Genomic DNA, 19365 nt, shown 5'->3' with positions numbered 1-19365 from the left:
TTCGGGAATAAAATTTTTAGTTTAGTATTCCGTAAAACTTAATAATGGGTGTAAAATAAATTAAGATAAAGAGGCTGTTTAAAAAGTGATGAACTTTGTTATCCAGAGCAAAGTGAAGCGTTATATTTATCTAAAAATATTGACATTTTTAGAGATACTTTATAGCTTCACTGCTACCTTTGAAACAAAATATATTTTGTTGCTTGGTAATTTTAAGAATGACACTTTTTAGACAACCTCTTTATGGTTAAATGAACCTATTAAAAGTGTTCGTGTAAGTGATGATGCTCATCAATTAATGGACCACCTTCAATAATTTGTTCGGATGCCTGACCAGCAAATTTTTCAAAGTTTAAGTGAAAAGAGTGTGCCAAATGAATTGCTTTACCTATATAAGCTCCTTTTTGTAACCACGTGTTCATAGGGTCTAAAATTTCTGATGGTACACCTGGACAATATTTAGGCATGTACAAACCGAAAATAGCGTTTTGCTCGTAATCTACATTATCCAGTTCACCGTTAAGGATTGCTGTAATCATAGCTCTTGTGTATTTTAATTTTATACGAGAACCAACTCCATAAGGTCCTGCACTCCATCCTGTATTAATTAGCCAAACATTGACACCAGCTTCTTGCATTTTTTTGCTTAACATTTCACCATAAACGGTTGGGTGCAATGGCATAAATGGTTCTCCAAAACATGCAGAGAAAGATGGCACTGGTTCTGTAATACCAGCTTCTGTACCAGCAACTTTAGCCGTATAGCCAGAGATAAAATGGTAAGCAGCTTGTCCCGGTGTTAATTTTGATACTGGAGGTAATACACCAAAAGCATCACATGTTAAAAAGAATATGTTTTTAGGATTGTCTGCATAAAGTGTTTCTTGAATATTATCAATGTGATAAATAGGATAGCTTACACGTGTGTTTTGAGTAATACTACCGTCTTTATAATCTACTTCTCCATTGTCTTTAAATACAATATTCTCTAACAATGCTCCTGGTTTAACAGCTCTAAAAATGTCTGGTTCCTTTTCTTCGCTTAGGTCAATAACTTTAGCATAACAACCACCTTCAAAGTTAAAAATGGTGTTATCGGCTGTCCAACCATGCTCATCGTCACCAATTAATTTTCTATTAGGGTCTGCAGATAATGTTGTTTTTCCTGTTCCAGAAAGACCGAAGAAAATAGCAGTATCTCCATATTTTCCAACATTTGCAGAACAGTGCATTGGTAATACATTTTTCTCAACAGGTAAAATCATGTTTAATGCAGAGAAAATACCTTTTTTTATTTCGCCTGTATAAGCAGATCCTCCAACTAAAGCTATTTTTTGAGTAAAATTGATAATTGAGAAATTACCTTGACGAATGCCATAAGCTTTTGGATCTGGACAAACATATCCTGGCGCACAGAGAACCAGCCAATCTTCTTTAAAGTTTTTTAATTCTTTTTCGCCAGGCCTTAAAAACATATTGTAAACAAATAAGTTAGACCACGGTAATTCTGTTACAGTTCTAATGTTTGTTCTATACCCTGGATCTGCACATACATAGCCATCTCTTGCGTAAATTTCTTTTCCAGAAAGATAGTTTGTTATTTCATTTTTAAGTTTATCAAAATTCTCAGGGGATACTGGTTTATTTGTTTTTCCCCACCAAACTTTGTCTGCTGTATAATCATCTTTTACCAGAAAACGATCTTTAGGAGAGCGTCCAGTAAATTTACCTGTATTAATAGAAAGTGTCCCATTGCTAGTTTCTTTCCCCATGCCTTTCTCAACGGTAATTTTTTGTAGTTCCTTTGGTGATAAATTCCAATTTACGTTCACTTTTTTTAAACCATACTGTTCTAAACCTGTATGCTTAACTTCTGTTAAATCTTTCATTTTATTTCATTTTAAAGGTTCCTATTAATAATTTGTTCAATTTGTTTAAAAAGGCCATATCATAGGTACTAGTATAAGCGTTATTATGAAAAATAAGAGTAGTAATGGGGCACCTACTTTTAGGTAATTCATGAATTTGTATCCGCCTGCCGTCATCACCATCGCATTGGTTGTAGTTCCTATTGGTGTTAAAAATGCTGTTGATGCACTTATGGCAACCACTATCATAAATGGAGCAGGTGATAGATTTAACGAGTTTGCAGCAAGTATAGCAATAGGAGCCATTAAAACAGCTGTTGCAGAATTATTGATTACTTGACTAAATGTTGTTGTTAGTAGAAATACACCACCTAATAATAATATGGGATGAATGGATCCTAAATAGCTTACCAAACCATTAGCTATAACTTGTGCGGTTCCTGTTTTTTGTAACGCAATACCCATGGGTATCATAGCAGCAATCATAACCACACTCGTCCAACTAATACCTTTATATGCTTTCGAAATAGGGACACAACCTGTTAATAATACAATCCCAGCAGAAATTAATGCTGCGATTGAGCCTGGTACTATTTTAAAGACCATAAATATGATCATGAGTACTAGAGCTCCTAAAGCGATATAAGATTTTGAGTTAAGGCTTTCTACATTTTTAGCCATGCCTTCAGGGCTTCCAATAATTACTAAGTTTTCGTGTTGTTGTTTTAAACTATCTATATGTTCCCAAGTACCTCGTATTAAAAAGGCATCACCAGCTTTTACTATAACTTCCTTTTCTTGTAAAGCTTTGTTATTTCTTGAAGCAGCTAAAAGTTGGATGCCATATCGTTTAAAGTAATCTCCTAATTTATATCTTCTACCAACTAAAATAGAATTTGGGTTTACTATAATTTCGGTCATACCAACCTCCTGATTAATTAGGTTGTGTTTTAACTCATCAGTAATAGGTTCAAGAGGTAATAGCCCTAATCTAAATGAAATCATTAGTTTGTTTATGGCTTCTGTATCTCCTTTTACGGTTAAAATATCATGATAATATAATTCTGTTTTGGGGTTTGGAAATTCTTCAAAAGTATTTATGCCCTTTAAAACGCTTGGATGTCTTCTTTTCATACGAATAATGGAAACATTATAATTTTTTTCAAATTGCCAATCTTCAATTTTTGTATTAATTAGTGGCGACAACGATCTTATACGTAATCTATAATAGCCACTATCAATTTTATAGGCTTCTATCCAATTATGTAAAGTGGATTCAATATTTATGGGTTTATTATTTGTTTTATTTTTTGGTAATAACCTGTATCCTACATATCTGAAATAAATTAATGCGACTATTAATAAAGGAATACCTATTAATGCAAATTCGAAAAAAGAAAAACCTTCAAAACCAGCTTCTACTAAAGCGTTACTGGCAATAATGTTTGGAGGTGTACCAGTTAAGGTTAATAAACCACCTGTATTAGATCCAAAAGCAACTGGCATTAGCATTTTTGATGGTAATGTTCCAATACTCCAGGCCGATGATATAGTAAGAGGCATTAAGGTTGCTACTGTACCTGTGTTGCTTACAAACCCCGATAAAATCCCTGCACCTAATGTTACTATAACTAATAATTTAGGAATACTTTTTCCTGCCCATTCTACAAATTTCTTACCAGCTAGAGCTGTCCAGCCAGTTTGAGCAATACCTTCTCCTATAATGAAGAGTGCAGCGATCATAATAACGGTTGGATTGCTAAAACCACTTAGAGTTTCTTTAGTATTTAAAATCCCCGTTAAGAATAAACTTATCATAGACATGAGGGCAACAATATCTGGGGTAAACTTTCCCCAAACAAAAAAGCCAATGGTTATAATTAAAATGAGGAGCATTAAATAGATCATATATTAAAATTGTTTATTAGTTTTAGTGTGTAATAAATTATAAAGTAAAGTTACAGTTGATTAGCGCTAATAATCATGACGAATGTCATGGAATATCATGATTATTAGTGCGGGTGCTATTTTTGGGAAATTGTGAGTATTTCTAATTATTTGGTGCTAAAAATGAATACGAAAACGTGAGAGTAATATTAAGTTTTTAACGATTCCTTATTTATTTAATATTTTTAGACGATAAAGCGTTAAAAGAATGTGTGAAAAGGGGGCCTAATGAGTTCTACAGTAGAAAATCAGCTTATAAATTAGTATCCATTTTTGATAAATTTTGAAGAAAATAATTTCTAGTGAATTACATTTATACTAATTAAAAAAATAATAAGAATTAATATATGAAATTAGATATTCTAGCTATTGGAGCACACCCTGATGATGTAGAATTAGGATGTGGAGGTACTATAGCAAAAGAAGTTGCCAGAGGAAAAAAAGTTGGCATTATAGATTTAACAAGGGGCGAGTTAGGAACTCGTGGTACTGCAGAAACTAGAGATGTTGAAGCGTATAATGCTGCTAAAATATTAGGGGCTGCTGCACGAGTTAATATGGGGTTTGCAGATGGTTTTTTTATAAATGATAAAAAACATCAATTAGAAATCATTAAAATGATTCGTAAATATCAACCAGATATTGTGCTTTGTAATGCTATTGATGATAGGCATATAGATCATGGAAAAGGAAGTAAACTGGTTAGTGATGCTTGTTTTTTAAGTGGTTTAGTTAAGATAGAGACTAAAGATGATAATAATGAGTTACAAAATGCATGGCGACCTAAGCAGGTGTATCATTATATACAATGGAAAAATTTGGAACCAGATGTAACTGTTGATGTCTCTGGTTTTATGGATAAAAAAATGGCCTCTGTATTGGCTTATAAAACACAGTTTTATGATAGCAATAGTAAAGAACCAGAAACACCTATATCTAGTAAGAACTTTACAGATAGTATTATTTATAGGGCTAGAGATTTAGGAAGGCTAGTAGGTGTTGAACATGCAGAAGGTTTCACCGTTGAGCGTTATATTGCGGTTGATAGTCTATTCGATATTAAATAGTTAGAAATTTAAGCCATTTTATTTTTAATATCTATGCAAAATATTAAAAAAAGTCTTTGTAGAAAAGGTTTAAATCAATTACATTTGCACACGCATTACAAAATGCAAGTTACATGGTGGTTGTAGCTCAGTTGGTTAGAGCATTGGTTTGTGGTACCAAGGGTCGCCGGTTCGAATCCGGTCTTCCACCCAAAAAGTAAAAGCCTTTTAAGAAATTAAAAGGCTTTTTTTGTAGAAATTTATTAAATTCGAGTATGAAACAGTTTAAATCAATATTCTTTTTATTTTCATTATTATTTTTTAGCTGTCCGAGTGATGATTCAGTTGAAGAGGATATAGCTATTGAGCCTATAACTTATGAACTCGTAAGTTTTACATTTACACAACAAACGAGCAGCAGTGAGGATGCTTTGTCTTATGAAATTAAGTTTTTTAATTCTAATAATTTTAGTGTTTCAGGTTTTCCTCAAGTAACAACAACTATAGGTGGAGGGGCAACTGCTACATATAGTCCTAAAGGACAATGTCTATCTATTGAAGCTAATAGTTTTTGTTTATTAACTTATAATGTCGTTGACGATAACCCACAATTATTTCCCTCAGAACCGATAGAGTTTGTGAGTGCAGATTATATTTTAGAATGAGTTATTAGCTTAAGCTATTTTTATTCTGGTTTTTAATTTCTATTATTTTTATCAATACCACACTTAGTTAGTACGGCTAAAATTTAATCAATCCACTTTTATACGTTCACTTCGATTAGCAAGTTCCCAAGCGGTATGAAAGATAAGACGTGTTCGTGTTTCTAATAAATCGTATTGAATTTTATCTGGAGTATCCGAAGGTTTATGATAATCGGCATGTGTCCCATTAAAATAGAAAATAACAGGGATGTTGTTTTTTGCAAAATTGTAATGATCTGAGCGGTAATAAAAACGATTCGGATCATCATCATCATTAAACGTGTAATCAAGCTTCATATTAAAGTATTTCTTGTTTACAGCTTCAGAAATGTTGTGTAACTCTTTACTTAATTTATCCGACCCAATTAAATATACGTAATTTCTATCATTCTCATGTTTAGGATCTACACGACCTATCATATCTATATTCAAATTAGCTACTGTATTAGCTAAAGGTAATACAGGATCTACGTCTGTATAGTACCGAGAACCATGAAGTCCTATTTCTTCTGCTGTAACATGTAAAAATAATATAGAACGCATAGACCCATGACCTTTGTCTGAAGCAGCTTTAAAAGCTTCAGCAATTTCTAAGATTGCAACTGTTCCAGACCCATCATCATCTGCACCATTATTGATTTCATCATTTCTAGAAATACCAATATGATCTAAATGTGCCGAAATTACGATTACTTCATCTGGCTTCTCAGTTCCTTTTATATATGCTAAAACATTTTCTGAGTCTTTTATATTATTAGAAAAATAAGAGGCAGGGATTTCTTGAAAATAATCACCTTCAGCAATAGGAGAAGGGATGCCTACAGATACATAATGATTTTTAATAAACTCGACGGCTTTTTTTTGACCAGGTTCACCCGTTTCTCTGCCTTCATATTCATCTGAAGCATAAATATAAAGGGCTTCTTTTAATTCATCTGCGGTAATCGTTTTTGCATAATCTTTTACAACATTAGCATTCTTTGTAGTTTTTTTGTTTTGTGAAGAACTACATGAAACTACAGATAGTGTAATATATAAGAGAATTGTTAGTTTTTTCATTTTTGCGAAAATATATTTTTTACGATATTACAAAAATGAATTAATAGAAGAATCATTTTCAATCTATTTTAACAGTTCATTATCCTTATCAACAACTATACGGTGTTCTTGATTTGCAATTTGCCATGCCGTGGAAAATATGAGTTTTGTACGTCTTTGTAATAGACCGTAATTAATTTTATCTGGAGTATCTGATGGTTTATGGTAATCCCTATGTTCTCCGTTAAAATAAAAAATAACAGGAATTCCCTTTAATGCAAAATTATAGTGATCTGAGCGAGAGTAGTATTGATGTACTTCACCTTCTACGTTATATCTGTAATCTATATTTATATTGTAATAAGAGTTATTTACTTTTTCAGATAAATAATGGAGTTCTTTACTCAATCTATCAGACCCTATTAGGTATATGTAGTCTTCATTGTTTTCATGAATATCATCAACTCTTCCTATCATATCGATATTTAGATTGGTAATCGTATTTTTTAGAGGAAACACAGGGTGTTCTGTATAGAATTGCGAACCTTGTTTTCCTATTTCTTCTGCGGTTAAATGCAAAAATAGAATACTTCGTTTTGGACCATGACCTTCTTTTTTAGCTAAGTTAAAAGCTTGCGCCATTTCCATAATGGCAACGGTACCAGAGCCATCATCATCTGCACCATGATTTATTTGTCCGTTATCAGAAATACCAAGGTGATCCAGATGGGCAGAAATAATAATAATTTCTTCTGGTTTTTCACTACCTTCTATATATGCTAAAACATTTTCTGAACTTTTAATTTCTTGTGAAAAGAAGTCTTTAGGAATGGTTTGATAGTAATTGTCATTCCCAAAAGGAGACGCAATATTTTCGCTTATATAATATGATTTTAAGAATTCAGCAGCTAATTTTTGTCCTTTTTCTCCAACTTTTCTACCTTCAAATTCATCCGAAGAAAATTTGTATAAATGTGTTTTTAACTCTTTAATAGTAATTGTGTTAGCGTAATTTGTTATATGTGTGCTATCTACTAGTTGAATGCTATCTTTAAGGTTTTGAATTCTTGTAGTGTACTTGGGCGTAGCGCAAGTGCCTACTAATGCAAATAGAATGTATAAGGTTTTCATGCGTATAATTAGTCAGATTTTACGTGCAAAACTTACTGTCAAATTATTTTTTAGGGCGTAAAAAATTTTGGTATGTTAGTCTGAAATTTTGGTTTAGAAAGTAAATATAATAAAAAAGAGGAAATTACTTACTGTTTGTCGGTTAAATCTATGTTTTCAATTTTTACATTTTTTGATTCTTCATCTTCATCTCGATCTTTCTCCTCTTCAAGTTTTGTATTAGTATTTGTTATTTCAGTTTTATTGAAAATTGATTTACAAGTAGATATTGTTAAAGCCATAACGGTTAATGAAATCGAAAATTGGATTATTTTTTTTACTTTACTGCGTTTTTTTAACAAAATAAAAGCTAATAATCCAACTGCTAACCCTGTAAAACTAGGTATGATACCTAAATAATAAATAAAAAGAGCTAATAATATTATTGCTAAAACCGAAGCTGTTATTGCCAAAAAAATAAATGTTTTTTTCATTTGTAATATATTTTAATTCTTTAAATCGGTTGGCAATTTAATTTTAACTAGGATCAATAATGTTATTTTGTGTATTGCGGTTAACTGTTATTGCGAAAAACAATGAGGGAGAGTATCTACGCATGACTTGATGTGTATTTGTTAGCATTTATTGTGCCGAAAACATATTGCTTTATATTTTTATGTTAATTTTTTTTAAATGTAGGTAATTGGTTACGCCTGACATTTGTCATAGTTTTTTTTTAGGTTTGATAATATATTTACTTGGAATCCTATTCTGTGCTTCTATGAAAACTATATTGTTACCAACTGATTTTTCTAAAAACTCTATGAATTCTATTGATTTTGCTTTAGAATTATTCAAAGATGTTACATGTGATTTTTATTTACTTAATGTACAGAAGGCATCCTCGTTTATTTGTGATGATATGATGGCGGGTGTATCGTCAACCATTTATAGCACCATAATTGATACAGCTAAAAAATCCCTATCTAATATAGTTTCTAAGGCGAAGACAAGTCATAAAAATGAAAAACACCGTTTTCATACCATGGTTGACTATGATAATTTTATTGATTCTATTAATCAGGTTTCAGATAAGAATCAAGTTGATTTGATAGTTATGGGGACTAAAGGTGCTTCTGGATTACAAAAAGTAGTCTTTGGAAGCAATACAGTTCGGGTTATACAGCGTTGTGAAACGCCTGTTCTTGCTATCCCAGATGGATGCAAATTTTCAGATTTAAGTAAAGTGGCATTTACTACAAGTTTTCGATCTTTATATGATTTAGCTTCTTTAAAACCATTGGTCGATATTATGTCTCTGCATCATTCTGAACTATGCCTTTTACATATTAAAGAGAGTCATAATTCATCAAGAGAATTAGATAAGGGAGTTGGTTTTTTTGATGCTAATTTTAATGATGTAATCAAAGAGTATATTGATGCTAATGATAAAGATATTTATAGTATTATTCATGAATATGTAGTGAAAAACGAAGTAAAAATGCTTGCTATGTCTAATAAAAAACATTCTTTTTTGGAGCGTTTATTTAACAAACACTCTGTTGAAACTTTTGCATTTAGTATCGATGTTCCATTTCTGGTAATGAAAAATAATTAACTAATGTATCTAATGAAAGTGTTAACATTATTAATAGTACTCATTTTTGTCTTTATAGGCTGTAAAAATTCTAAAGATGAAAACAACAATAAGTTAAGTGAATCTTATAACGATATATCTCAGGAACATCCTGGAAAAAAACTCATGGAGGCCTACTGTTATGCATGCCATGATGTTACTAAAACTGAGGATAACAGGATTGCTCCTCCAATGATAGCCATTAAAAGGCGTTATATATCTACAGGAACATCAAAAAAAACGTTTATTAATGATATGCAAAGGTGGCTTAAAAACCCGAATGAGAAAGATGCAAAAATGTTTGGTGCTGTAAAACGGTTTGGAGTGATGCAAAAACTACTTTATCCAGAAGATGTCATTGAGCAAATAGCAGATTATATGTTTGACAATGCCATTGAGGAGCCAGAATGGTTCGATGCACATTATAAGCAAATGAGAGGAAATATGAAAAGGTATCAATAAGTATTCATAGAATAATTAATTTCGATATTGTACAAGGACTTAACATAAAAGGTGTTAAGTCCTTTTTTATAGGATTAATTTCATAGCTTAAAATGAGCTTGTTGTGCATTTTGATTTTTTGGGCTAAATTAACTGTCAGTTTGAGTGATTTCGATTTTTTTGAATGAAATTCACTCGAATTGACAAATTTTATTCAAAATGCACAACGGGTTATGATAGTTATTGTTATTATAAAAGTTATTTTATCTTTTTAAATATGTTTACTCATAGGTATAAATTGGTTTTTATCAAATAATTTCTTGACGTCTTGTAACATTTTTTGAAATGCCTCGTCAAATAAGTATCAATCAAAAAATCACAATCATGATGCGGCAAGACAATCAACTTTTAGTCATCACCCACTTAAGTCAGTTAATTATTTTATTTACAGGTTTTGGTAGTTTATTAGTACCATTAATACTATGGCTTACACAAAAAGAAAAAATATATCAAATGGACGAACATGGTAAAAACATTATAAACTTCCAGTTGAGTTTAATAGTTTACTGCTTAATGTGTATTCCATTAATATTATTATTTGGTTTAGGTATATTAGGTTTTATAATTTTAGGCATTGTTTCTATTGTATTTCCTATTATAAATGCACTAAAAGTAAGTAGAGGTGAAACTCCAATATACCCTTTGTCTTTTAATTTTATAAATTAAGGGGTTGATGAAATAAAAACAATAAATTATAGTTAATTATAACTCATGTAACAGACGCTTTATCTCTAGATCATTTATTAGTTAAAATTAGTATGAGATAAACAAAAACGCTCACCAGATTGGTGGGCGTTTTTTATATTCTTGCAAAGGCAGGAATCTCTTTTGAGTTAAAGTAAATGAGGGATATCAAATATATTTGATATCCCTCATTTTTATTTATAATGAATAGTATTTTAAACTTCTATTGATAAGGTTCCTGCCTTTGCAGGAATTATTAACTATTAAGCATTACAGGCATTACAAGCATGGTGATATATTCGCCTTCATCAAGTCCATCAATAGGAGTTAATATTCCAGCTCTATTAGGCATGCTCATTTCTAATTGTACTTCGTCTGCACCAAGATTGTTAAGCATTTCGGTTAAAAAACGTGAGTTAAAACCAATTTGCATATCGTCTCCCTGATAATCACACGTTAACCGTTCTTCGGCCTTGTTACTGTAATCTATATCTTCGGCAGAAATGTTAAGTTCTGCTCCAGCAATTTTTAAACGTATTTGGTGTGTTGTTTTATTTGAAAAGATACTCACACGTCTCACAGAATTTAAAAACTGTGTTCTGTCAATTGCTAATTTATTAGGATTTTCTTTTGGTATGACCGCTTCGTAATTAGGGTATTTTCCATCAATCAGGCGGCAAATCAGTTCAGAATTCTCAAATGTGAATTTTGCGTTCGATTCGTTATACTCAATAGTCACATCCTCATCACTAGCAGCTAAAATACCTTTTAAAAGATTCAAAGGTTTTTTAGGCATAATAAATTCTGCAACTTGGTTCGCTTTAATATCTTCTCTAGTATATTTTACTAATTTATGAGCATCTGTAGCAACAAAGGTTAAACCATCTGTTGAGAATTGAAAAAATACACCACTCATTACAGGGCGTAAATCGTCGTTTCCAGCAGCAAAAATAGTTTTGCTAATAGCTGTAGCTAATACATCACCAGTAACAACGGTTTTGCTTGGATCTTCGAGAGACACTGCCTTAGGAAATTCGTTACCATCGGCATAAGCTAAAGCGTATTTACCATGGTTAGAGCTAATTTCAACAATATTATTCTCTTCAACAACAAACGTAAGCGGTTGCTCAGGAAATGTTTTTAAAGTATCTAATAATAAACGAGCAGGAATAGCAACACTCCCTTTACTCTCGCTTTCCACATCAAGTGACGAAGCCATAGTAGTCTCCAAATCACTTGCCGAAACAGTTAGTTTAGTATGGTCTAATTCAAATAAAAAATTATCTAAAATAGGTAAGGTATTTGAATTATTAATAACACCCCCTAAAACTTGTAATTGTTTTAATAAATAGGTACTGGATACTATAAATTTCATGTATTTATAATGAGTTTAAATTTTAATAAAGCTTACTTACAAATATATTCGATATGGACTAAAATTGGAAACAAACTTATTAACATTTACGAAGTGTATTTTTTCTTCCTAATGTAATTAAATCCTAATCCAAAAAAGATTAGTAAACCCAGTGGTAGTAAGATATTTGTAAGCTGCCATTTACTTTTTTCGGTGGCTACTTTTTGATGATCGAGAAATGCTACGGCAATTTCTTTAGACCGAATGTTTATAAGTCCATCGTCATCTAATAAATAATTAACGGCATTGAGCAAAAATTCTTTATTTCCGTAAGTTTTGCCTGTCCAATGATCGAAACCTAATTCTTGTGGTCTATTTTTAATAACGTCATTTTTAATAATGTTCCCATCAGCAATAACAATTATCTTGCTAGGGGTGCCTTTATTTTTTTCTTTTGAAAGTTGAAAGGGTTTGACACGATTGTTATAAATTGAAGTAAATGAACCTTCTAATAATACAGCAAGTGTTTGACTGCCTTTATTGAAACGTGTTGGATCTAGTTCTTGAGTAACCAATTCTAAGCTTATTTCTTTAGGGGTACCTTCTAGTTTAGCTAAAGGGGCTGTTTCTAAAAGAATTGTTTTACTAATATTGTTTTTAAGGGTATCGATTTGGTTTGCAAAATCGAACTTTACTAAGTTTAAATTATGAACTATGGCATGCTTACTGTTAGAAGATGCTAATGGTGAGTATGGCCATTTTAAATGTTGGAATTGAGATTCACTACCTTGTCCCATAGCTAGTGTAATAGGGGCAGAGTAGAGGGAGCTCACAATCACAGGGTTGATACGAACTCCATATTTAAAAAAGAAATCGGTTAAATTTAAATCTCTGGTTACAGCAATATTCTTTCCTGTATCGTTATATAAACTATCTTTTTCTATAGCTACAGCATCAACGAGCCATAAGCTTTTGCCACCATGCATTGTAAATTGATCTAAAACCAATTTTTCTTTTTCTGTAAAGGCTTCGGTGGGTTTAGCAGAAATTATTAAATCAAACCTTTTTAGGTCTTCAAGTGTTTTTTGTGGATTGTTTGCAACGCTATCCAAAGTAAATGGTGCAATAAAATAATATTCTCCAATTTTTTTAACAAAATCGGCTATATATTTATCTTCTAATTGATTATTCCCTTTTAAAATAGCAACTTTTCTGCGTTTTGGCTTGGTTAATTTGTTAAATCCATCTGCGAAAGCATATTCTAAGTGTTGCACCGAGTTAGTAACTAATTCTTGTTGTGAGGCGCCTATTTTATTTTTAATTAAAGGGATAATAACGGTTTGGTTATTATAACTTGCTAAAGCCCAAGGGAAAATAACAGCTTGAGTGGCTTTTCCGCTTTCTTGCACGCTTAATTGCATCGGCGTTAATCCACGTTGTGTAAGTTCTTGTATGTTTTTTTCTCGCGTAGATTCGTTTTCTAACGGGTTAATAAAATTGAAAATAATTTGGCTGTTTTCTGCTGAGAATTCTTCGAGTAATTGTTTGGTTTCTTTTTGTAGACGTCTAAATTCCGAAGGGAAATCGTCACCACTTAAAAAGACATCTACTATAATAGGAGATTCAATATCTTTTATAATATGTATAGCAGATTCGCTTAGTGTATAACGGTTATCTGCTGTTAAATCAAAACGTTTAAAGACTTTACTACTTAAAAAATTAATTGCAATTATTGCAAATAGGAATATGGCTATATGTTTAATGTTTTTATTCAAAGGTTTTTTCTAATTGATATTGTTTTATACTTTCAACAGCATTGTTCTTGAATCTAAGTTCTATACATTCTTGCATCTTATTAAAAGCACCAGGCTTAAAGCCCAAATTATAATTCCATTTATCAGATGATTCTGCTTTTATACTATCGTCCCAACTAAACCATTCGCTTTTTCCTAAAAGGGCTTCTATTTCTTTTTTGTTTTTGCTAAGAAACAGATTTTCATCAAGTATTTCCTGACTCATTTCATAACGTAATGCTGGTTTTTCTTTCCAAGCTTCTGTTTCAAAATGTTTTTGATGGTGGTAACTACAAAAAATGTTTATTACGGGGTAAAATACATAAAAATAAACAATAGGTGTTAATACTAAACTTATTAATAGGCTTACCCATTTGCGTTTGTCTATCGTATTAGTAAATAGCCAAACCAGAACAAAAACAAGCAGAAAAAAAATAATAAATAAAGGTGTTAAGATCATTTATTCTCTTTGTTTATATTTACTTTGGTTAACATTAAAAAGAAAATTGTAACACTTAAAAAGTATAAAATGTCGCGTGTATCTAGCACACCACGACTCATACTTTTGTAATGGACGCTCATCCCTAGTTGTTCTATAAAATTACTGGAAGCGAATTCTGCGATACCTTCAAAACCTATATAAAATAGAAAGCAAATAAAGACAGCGATGATGAATGATACAATTTGATTATCTGAAAGGGAAGAAGCATATACGCCAATAGCGGTGTAAGCTGCAATTAAAAATAACAATCCAAAATAAGAACCCAGTGTGCTACCTATATCTAAATTACCAATTGGGCTCCCTAATTGGTGAATGGTGTAAACATAAAGCAGGGTTGGTAAAAGGGCTATTAAAATTAAAATAAAGGCACCAAAATATTTTCCTAAAATGATGTTTATATGTGTTATTGGTTTTGTGAGTAAGAGTTCCAGGGTACCTTGTTTTTTTTCATCAGAAAAACTACGCATAGTAACTGCTGGAATTAAGAATATTAAAATCCAAGGGGCTAATAAAAAGAAAGGGGACAAATCTGCGAAACCATAATCAAGTATATTAAATTCACCTTTAAACAGCCATAAGAATAAACCATTTAAAACTAAAAAAATAGCAATAACTAAATAACCAATGGGTGATGCAAAAAATGAGTTTATTTCCTTTTTAAGTATAGCTAACATGTATTCTATTTTGTACATCATTACGAGTTATCCATTCTATTTTACTTTGGATAAGCTAATGATGGGGCAATCTATTTAATTTTATTTTTAATTTAAAAAATTACCACAACAAATTTATCAATTTGTCTCAGAATAACGTTTCATTATTGATTAAAATTTTATAGAGTGTTTATTATGGCTTCAAAACTCTCAACTTTAATAATACCTTTTGTTGGGATCATATTTTGCCAAACCCAATTGTAATGTTCAATTATTTTTTCAGCGTTAAGATGTGGTCTGTTTCCTGTTGTGTGTCCATCTTTTACAACTGTAATATTATAATCTTTTGCTAAAGCAGATTGAATAGTTGCTTCTACACAAAAATCTGTAGCACAGCCTGTAATATATAATTTATTGATATGATGTGTTTCTAATTCGGATTTAAGATTTGAATGGTAAAAAACATCATTCGCATATTTATTAATTAAAATATCTTCTTGAGATACCTGTAATTCAGACACTATGTCCCAAGGTTCTGTATTAGGAATAAATTCATTATGTTTGGTACCATCATGTTGAATATAAAAAACATGATTCCCTGAAGTTCTAAATCTGTCGGCTAATAAATTAATTCTGTTTATAACGCCATGGGTATCGTGTCTGGGAGTTTCTGGAGTAAAAGAGCCTTTTTGCATATCGATTACCAGAAGTGCTTTATGCCCCATATTAGTTCAAAGTTTCTAATTTATCAACACTCCATGCCATGGGCGGGATATTAAATAAGGGTTTGGTTTTTGCCCAAACATTTTTAAAGACCTCAGAATGTCTGTAATTTTCTAAATCGCTTTCGGCTTCCCAATAACTGTAGGTAAAAAATATGGTTGGATCATTTTTATCTCTGTAGAGTTCTAAAAACGTGCAGCCTTTAAACTGTCTAATTTTTTCTTTATTACAATCAAAATTAGCAAGGAACGTTTCGATGTTTTGTTCGTAAAATCCCATTTTTACAATTCTCACAAACATAAATTTAATCTTTTATAAAGTTAACACTAATAGCGTCCATTAAACTAAGCCCCATAAGGGTTGATGCACTACCTACCGTACTGCTATTACTTTTGTAAACGGCAATTTCTAAAAAATCACCAGAATTAAAAACCACCAAACCTCTGCCTTCATCATTTCGTTTGTTTTCTTCTATGTTGAAGTTTACAAAATCACTGTATTTTTTATATATGGTTTTAAATTTATTGTTTCTTGCCGAAATCTCAAAAGCACGTCCTTTTTGAATGGTCTCAAAAAAGCTTCTTTTAATGTTAGTAATTACATTACCATAATTGTCAATGTATATAACGCTACCAATAATTTGAGTTTTGTCGTCATTCACATAAGGCACTATATTTTTAATAGGTTTTATTTCACTAATAGTTTTTCCTATTACCTCTAAAGTGCCACCACGTGCAATATGGCATGCCGCTTTCACAAAAACATCTAAAACGGGAAAGCTGGTTTGTATTTTGTCGTGAATATTGATTTCTACTATTTTTTCGGGCGCAATTTCAGAACAAATCATACTCATAATGCCATTATTAGCGCAGATAAAAAAATGATCGTCTAGTTTTATAGCAATGTGTTTGTTTTCTGGGTTTATTTCAGAATCAATACCAATAATGTGTATGGTGCCTTTAGGAAAACTCTTGTATGCGTTTTGTATAACGTATGCCGCTTCTGGAATACTAAAAGGTGAGATAGAGTGAGAGATATCAACAATTCTAACATCATGGAGTTCACTATAAATTGCTCCTTTCGTAGCACCAGCAAAGTGATCTTTTTCACCAAAATCGGTAGTTAATGTTATTATCGCCATTGGCAAAAATGTTGATATGTTTTTAGGGTTATGTCACTCAAATTTATGTATTTTTGAGTTTTAACAAAACTAATAAAATCATTTCATCGAACTAAATATTATTTTCATTTAAATCGACGAAATGCTAAAATTAAATTTACGCCTTTGAACGAAATTGTAATCGAACTTGAAGAAATTACCCCAAAAGAATTTTTTGGTCCTCAAAACACCAACATTGCACTTCTAAAAAAGTACTTTCCTAAACTAAAAATAGTTGCAAGAGGTAATAAGATTAAAGCCTTTGGTGACGAAGAGTTGTTAGAAGAATTTGATCGTAGAATCACGATGCTTTTAAAACATTTTGCTAAGTATAATAAGTTAGATGAAAATGTTATTGAACGTGTTTTAACGAGTCAAAGCAGCGATGACTATACAACGTCTAAGCAAAGTGGCGAAGTTATAGTACACGGTGTTGGAGGTAAACTTATTAAAGCGCAAACAGCAAACCAACGTAAGATGGTAGAGCTTATGCGTAAAAACGATATGGTTTTTGCTATTGGTCCTGCTGGTACGGGAAAAACGTATACGGGCGTTGCTTTAGCGGTTCAAGCTTTAAAAAATAAGGAGGTCAAGCGTATTATCTTAACACGTCCAGCGGTAGAGGCAGGAGAAAATTTAGGGTTTTTACCAGGTGATTTAAAAGAAAAATTAGACCCGTATATGCAGCCATTATACGATGCGTTACGGGATATGATTGCACCAGAAAAATTGGCTCATTATATAGAAAATGGTACGATTCAAATAGCACCATTGGCATTTATGCGTGGGCGTACGCTAGATAATGCTTTTGTGATTTTAGATGAAGGACAAAATACAACGCATGCCCAAATGAAAATGTTTTTAACGCGTATGGGTAAGCATGCTAAGTTTTTATTAACAGGCGATCCTGGACAAATAGATTTACCACGTCGTACGATTTCGGGTTTAAAAGAAGCACTTTTAATTTTAAAAAATGTGGAAGGTGTAGGGATGATATTTTTAGATGATAAGGATGTGATTCGTCATAAACTGGTTAAAAAGGTTATAGAAGCGTATAAAAGTATAGAGAATGTGGATTAACCCCAAAGGGAAAAAATCACGGATTATAATAACATAAATATTAATTAAAAAAAAGTTTTTCTATAATTCAAATGTTTAATTTGAGTTTCTCTCTCTTTGGGAGAGATGTCTGAAAGGAAAGACAGAGAGGGATATGAGTCATACAATAATAGACACCAATTTCAATTTTCCTAACCAAAAAAGTGTTTATAAAGGAAAAGTAAGAGAAGTATATAACATCAATGATGATGAATTGGTCATGATCGCAACGGACAGACTTTCTGCGTTTGATGTTGTGATGCCAAAAGGGATTCCTTATAAAGGACAAATCTTAAATCAGATTGCTACTAAAATGATGGCAGCTACCGAAGATTTAGTTCCCAATTGGTTAACTGCTACACCAGATCCTAACGTCGCTGTGGGATATTTATGTGATCCTTTTAAAGTAGAAATGGTGATTCGTGGGTATATGTCTGGTCATGCAGCACGCGAGTATAAGGCTGGTAAGCGCGTACTTTGTGGCGTACCCATGCCAGAAGGTATGAAGGAAAATGATAAGTTTCCAGAGCCGATTATTACACCAGCTACGAAAGCAGAAATGGGTGATCATGACGAGGATATTTCTCGTGAAGACATTTTAAAACGTGGTATTGTTTCTGAAGAAGATTATGTGGTATTAGAAGATTATACCCGTAAATTATTCCAACGGGGAAGTGACATTGCAGCGTCTCGTGGACTTATTTTAGTAGATACTAAATATGAGTTTGGTAAAACTAAGGATGGACAAATTGTATTGATTGACGAAATACACACGCCAGATTCTTCACGCTATTTTTATGCTGATGGCTATCAGGAACGTCAAGATAAAGGTGAAGATCAAAAACAACTTTCTAAAGAGTTTGTACGCCAATGGCTTATAGCAAATAACTTTCAAGGCTTAGAAGGACAAACCGTGCCTTTTATGAGTGATGATTATATTGAATCTGTTAGCGAACGTTATATTGAACTTTATGAGAATATTACTGGTGAAACTTTCGTGAAGGCTGATGTTTCTAATATTCAGGAGCGCATTGGTACTAATGTTTTGGGGTATTTGGGGTAATACTCTTTATTTTCGATGATTCGTTATCGGAGCAAAAAAACACAAAAGAACCTTAAATAAACTAAAGGTTTTTTTGTGTTTTTTCACTTCTAATTACGGTATTGTTTTGTAAAATCTTTGTTTACAAGAACAATCTAAATCTACATTTTTTCTAATATGAGTTATAGTTTAAAGAGAAAGAATCATAATTTATATACTTAATTATTTTGAAGTTATATCTTTAAATAAATTCTTGAAGCGATAATATTATAAAATATAATCAATGTTTTTTATCGAAAAGAATTCTTTAGACTACATACCTAGGAGCATCCGTTGAAATTGTCATTTTCGTGAAAATGCAAGATTCATGAATTTATTATTACGCAATGAATAAAACGGAAATTCAAATACGGAATTTTGTTTTTTGACCTTTTTTAGACCAAAATCTGTGCTCAACTTGATTGGGTATAAAACCAACTAAATATGGCTATGGCTTTTCCGCGAGGA

Annotated in this window: 19 protein-coding genes and 1 tRNA gene; 8 read left to right on the top strand and 12 right to left on the bottom strand. The window is 31.8% G+C overall.

Annotation, left to right across the window (positions count from 1 at the left end; genetic code table 11):
• Nucleotides 1-260: 260 nt before the first annotated feature.
• On the bottom strand, nucleotides 261-1889 hold the full coding sequence (pckA, locus tag Q4Q40_RS07250; RefSeq protein WP_303301118.1) for a phosphoenolpyruvate carboxykinase (ATP): 1629 nt from the start codon (nucleotides 1887-1889) through the stop codon (nucleotides 261-263).
• 45 nt (nucleotides 1890-1934) lie between these two features.
• Nucleotides 1935-3776, bottom strand: a complete 1842-nt coding sequence (locus tag Q4Q40_RS07245) for an SLC13 family permease (RefSeq protein WP_303301117.1) — start codon at nucleotides 3774-3776, stop codon at nucleotides 1935-1937.
• 386 nt (nucleotides 3777-4162) lie between these two features.
• Here Q4Q40_RS07245 and bshB1 point away from each other — a divergent pair, with 386 nt between their 5' ends.
• From bshB1 to Q4Q40_RS07230, 3 genes are all read left to right on the top strand, one after another.
• On the top strand, nucleotides 4163-4882 hold the full coding sequence (bshB1, locus tag Q4Q40_RS07240) for a bacillithiol biosynthesis deacetylase BshB1 (RefSeq protein ID WP_303301116.1): 720 nt from the start codon (nucleotides 4163-4165) through the stop codon (nucleotides 4880-4882).
• 115 nt (nucleotides 4883-4997) lie between these two features.
• Nucleotides 4998-5073, top strand: a tRNA-His gene (locus Q4Q40_RS07235).
• Nucleotides 5074-5136: 63 nt separating this feature from the next.
• Nucleotides 5137-5526 carry a hypothetical protein gene (locus tag Q4Q40_RS07230; RefSeq protein WP_303301115.1) on the top strand — a complete coding sequence of 130 codons (390 nt, stop codon included), beginning with the start codon at nucleotides 5137-5139 and terminating at the stop codon, nucleotides 5524-5526.
• 87 nt (nucleotides 5527-5613) lie between these two features.
• Here the strand turns inward: Q4Q40_RS07230 and Q4Q40_RS07225 are convergent, their stop codons facing one another.
• From Q4Q40_RS07225 to Q4Q40_RS07215, 3 genes are all read right to left on the bottom strand, one after another.
• Nucleotides 5614-6624 carry a M28 family metallopeptidase gene (locus Q4Q40_RS07225; RefSeq protein WP_303301114.1) on the bottom strand — a complete coding sequence of 337 codons (1011 nt, stop codon included), beginning with the start codon at nucleotides 6622-6624 and terminating at the stop codon, nucleotides 5614-5616.
• A 63-nt stretch (nucleotides 6625-6687) separates the two neighbouring features.
• Complete coding sequence (locus Q4Q40_RS07220) at nucleotides 6688-7734, bottom strand: M28 family peptidase (protein ID WP_303301113.1); 1047 nt, start codon at nucleotides 7732-7734, stop codon at nucleotides 6688-6690.
• Nucleotides 7735-7862: 128 nt separating this feature from the next.
• Nucleotides 7863-8207 (bottom strand): FUSC family protein, encoded by a 345-nt coding sequence (locus Q4Q40_RS07215; protein ID WP_303301112.1) that lies wholly within the window; start codon nucleotides 8205-8207, stop codon nucleotides 7863-7865.
• A 287-nt stretch (nucleotides 8208-8494) separates the two neighbouring features.
• On the opposite strand from Q4Q40_RS07215, the gene Q4Q40_RS07210 reads away from it, so the two are divergent.
• The 3 genes from Q4Q40_RS07210 (at nucleotide 8495) to Q4Q40_RS07200 (ending at nucleotide 10516) form a co-directional block, all read left to right on the top strand.
• Nucleotides 8495-9331 carry a universal stress protein gene (locus Q4Q40_RS07210; protein WP_303301111.1) on the top strand — a complete coding sequence of 279 codons (837 nt, stop codon included), beginning with the start codon at nucleotides 8495-8497 and terminating at the stop codon, nucleotides 9329-9331.
• Nucleotides 9332-9343: 12 nt separating this feature from the next.
• Nucleotides 9344-9811, top strand: a complete 468-nt coding sequence (locus Q4Q40_RS07205) for a c-type cytochrome (protein WP_303301110.1) — start codon at nucleotides 9344-9346, stop codon at nucleotides 9809-9811.
• A gap of 366 nt (nucleotides 9812-10177) precedes the next feature.
• Nucleotides 10178-10516 carry a DUF4870 domain-containing protein gene (locus tag Q4Q40_RS07200; protein ID WP_303301429.1) on the top strand — a complete coding sequence of 113 codons (339 nt, stop codon included), beginning with the start codon at nucleotides 10178-10180 and terminating at the stop codon, nucleotides 10514-10516.
• Nucleotides 10517-10790: 274 nt separating this feature from the next.
• Here Q4Q40_RS07200 and dnaN read toward each other — a convergent pair whose 3' ends face one another.
• The 7 genes from dnaN to Q4Q40_RS07165 all read right to left on the bottom strand — a co-directional run bounded on the left by dnaN (nucleotide 10791) and on the right by Q4Q40_RS07165 (nucleotide 16700).
• Nucleotides 10791-11909: a DNA polymerase III subunit beta gene (dnaN, locus tag Q4Q40_RS07195; RefSeq protein WP_303301109.1), complete on the bottom strand. Its 1119-nt coding sequence runs from the start codon at nucleotides 11907-11909 to the stop codon at nucleotides 10791-10793.
• Between the two features lie 86 nt (nucleotides 11910-11995).
• Nucleotides 11996-13663, bottom strand: coding sequence for a gliding motility-associated ABC transporter substrate-binding protein GldG (gene gldG / locus Q4Q40_RS07190; RefSeq protein WP_303301108.1), 1668 nt, complete (start codon nucleotides 13661-13663; stop codon nucleotides 11996-11998).
• Nucleotides 13656-14141, bottom strand: a complete 486-nt coding sequence (locus Q4Q40_RS07185) for a hypothetical protein (RefSeq protein WP_303301107.1) — start codon at nucleotides 14139-14141, stop codon at nucleotides 13656-13658. Before Q4Q40_RS07185 ends, gldG begins: the two co-directional genes overlap by 8 nt.
• Nucleotides 14138-14857, bottom strand: a complete 720-nt coding sequence (gene gldF / locus Q4Q40_RS07180) for a gliding motility-associated ABC transporter permease subunit GldF (protein WP_303301106.1) — start codon at nucleotides 14855-14857, stop codon at nucleotides 14138-14140. The genes Q4Q40_RS07185 and gldF overlap by 4 nt, the downstream gene beginning before the upstream one ends.
• A gap of 158 nt (nucleotides 14858-15015) precedes the next feature.
• Entirely contained in the window at nucleotides 15016-15561 is a 546-nt protein-coding gene (locus Q4Q40_RS07175) for an isochorismatase family protein (protein WP_303301105.1), read from the bottom strand.
• Between the two features lies 1 nt (nucleotide 15562).
• Nucleotides 15563-15859 (bottom strand): putative quinol monooxygenase, encoded by a 297-nt coding sequence (locus tag Q4Q40_RS07170; RefSeq protein WP_303301104.1) that lies wholly within the window; start codon nucleotides 15857-15859, stop codon nucleotides 15563-15565.
• A 4-nt stretch (nucleotides 15860-15863) separates the two neighbouring features.
• A complete protein-coding gene (locus Q4Q40_RS07165; RefSeq protein ID WP_303301103.1) occupies nucleotides 15864-16700 on the bottom strand; it encodes an SAM hydrolase/SAM-dependent halogenase family protein in 837 nt (278 codons plus the stop codon).
• A gap of 144 nt (nucleotides 16701-16844) precedes the next feature.
• Here Q4Q40_RS07165 and Q4Q40_RS07160 point away from each other — a divergent pair, with 144 nt between their 5' ends.
• A complete protein-coding gene (locus Q4Q40_RS07160) occupies nucleotides 16845-17798 on the top strand; it encodes a PhoH family protein (RefSeq protein ID WP_303301102.1) in 954 nt (317 codons plus the stop codon).
• A 133-nt stretch (nucleotides 17799-17931) separates the two neighbouring features.
• Nucleotides 17932-18879, top strand: a complete 948-nt coding sequence (locus tag Q4Q40_RS07155; protein WP_303301101.1) for a phosphoribosylaminoimidazolesuccinocarboxamide synthase — start codon at nucleotides 17932-17934, stop codon at nucleotides 18877-18879.
• The last annotated feature ends 486 nt before the right edge of the window (nucleotides 18880-19365 follow it).

This window comes from Flavivirga jejuensis, assembly GCF_030540765.1.
In the GTDB taxonomy this organism is placed as follows: domain Bacteria; phylum Bacteroidota; class Bacteroidia; order Flavobacteriales; family Flavobacteriaceae; genus Flavivirga; species Flavivirga jejuensis.
Note: the sequence above shows the minus strand (reverse complement) of the source record. Positions and strands in the feature narration are given on the sequence as shown.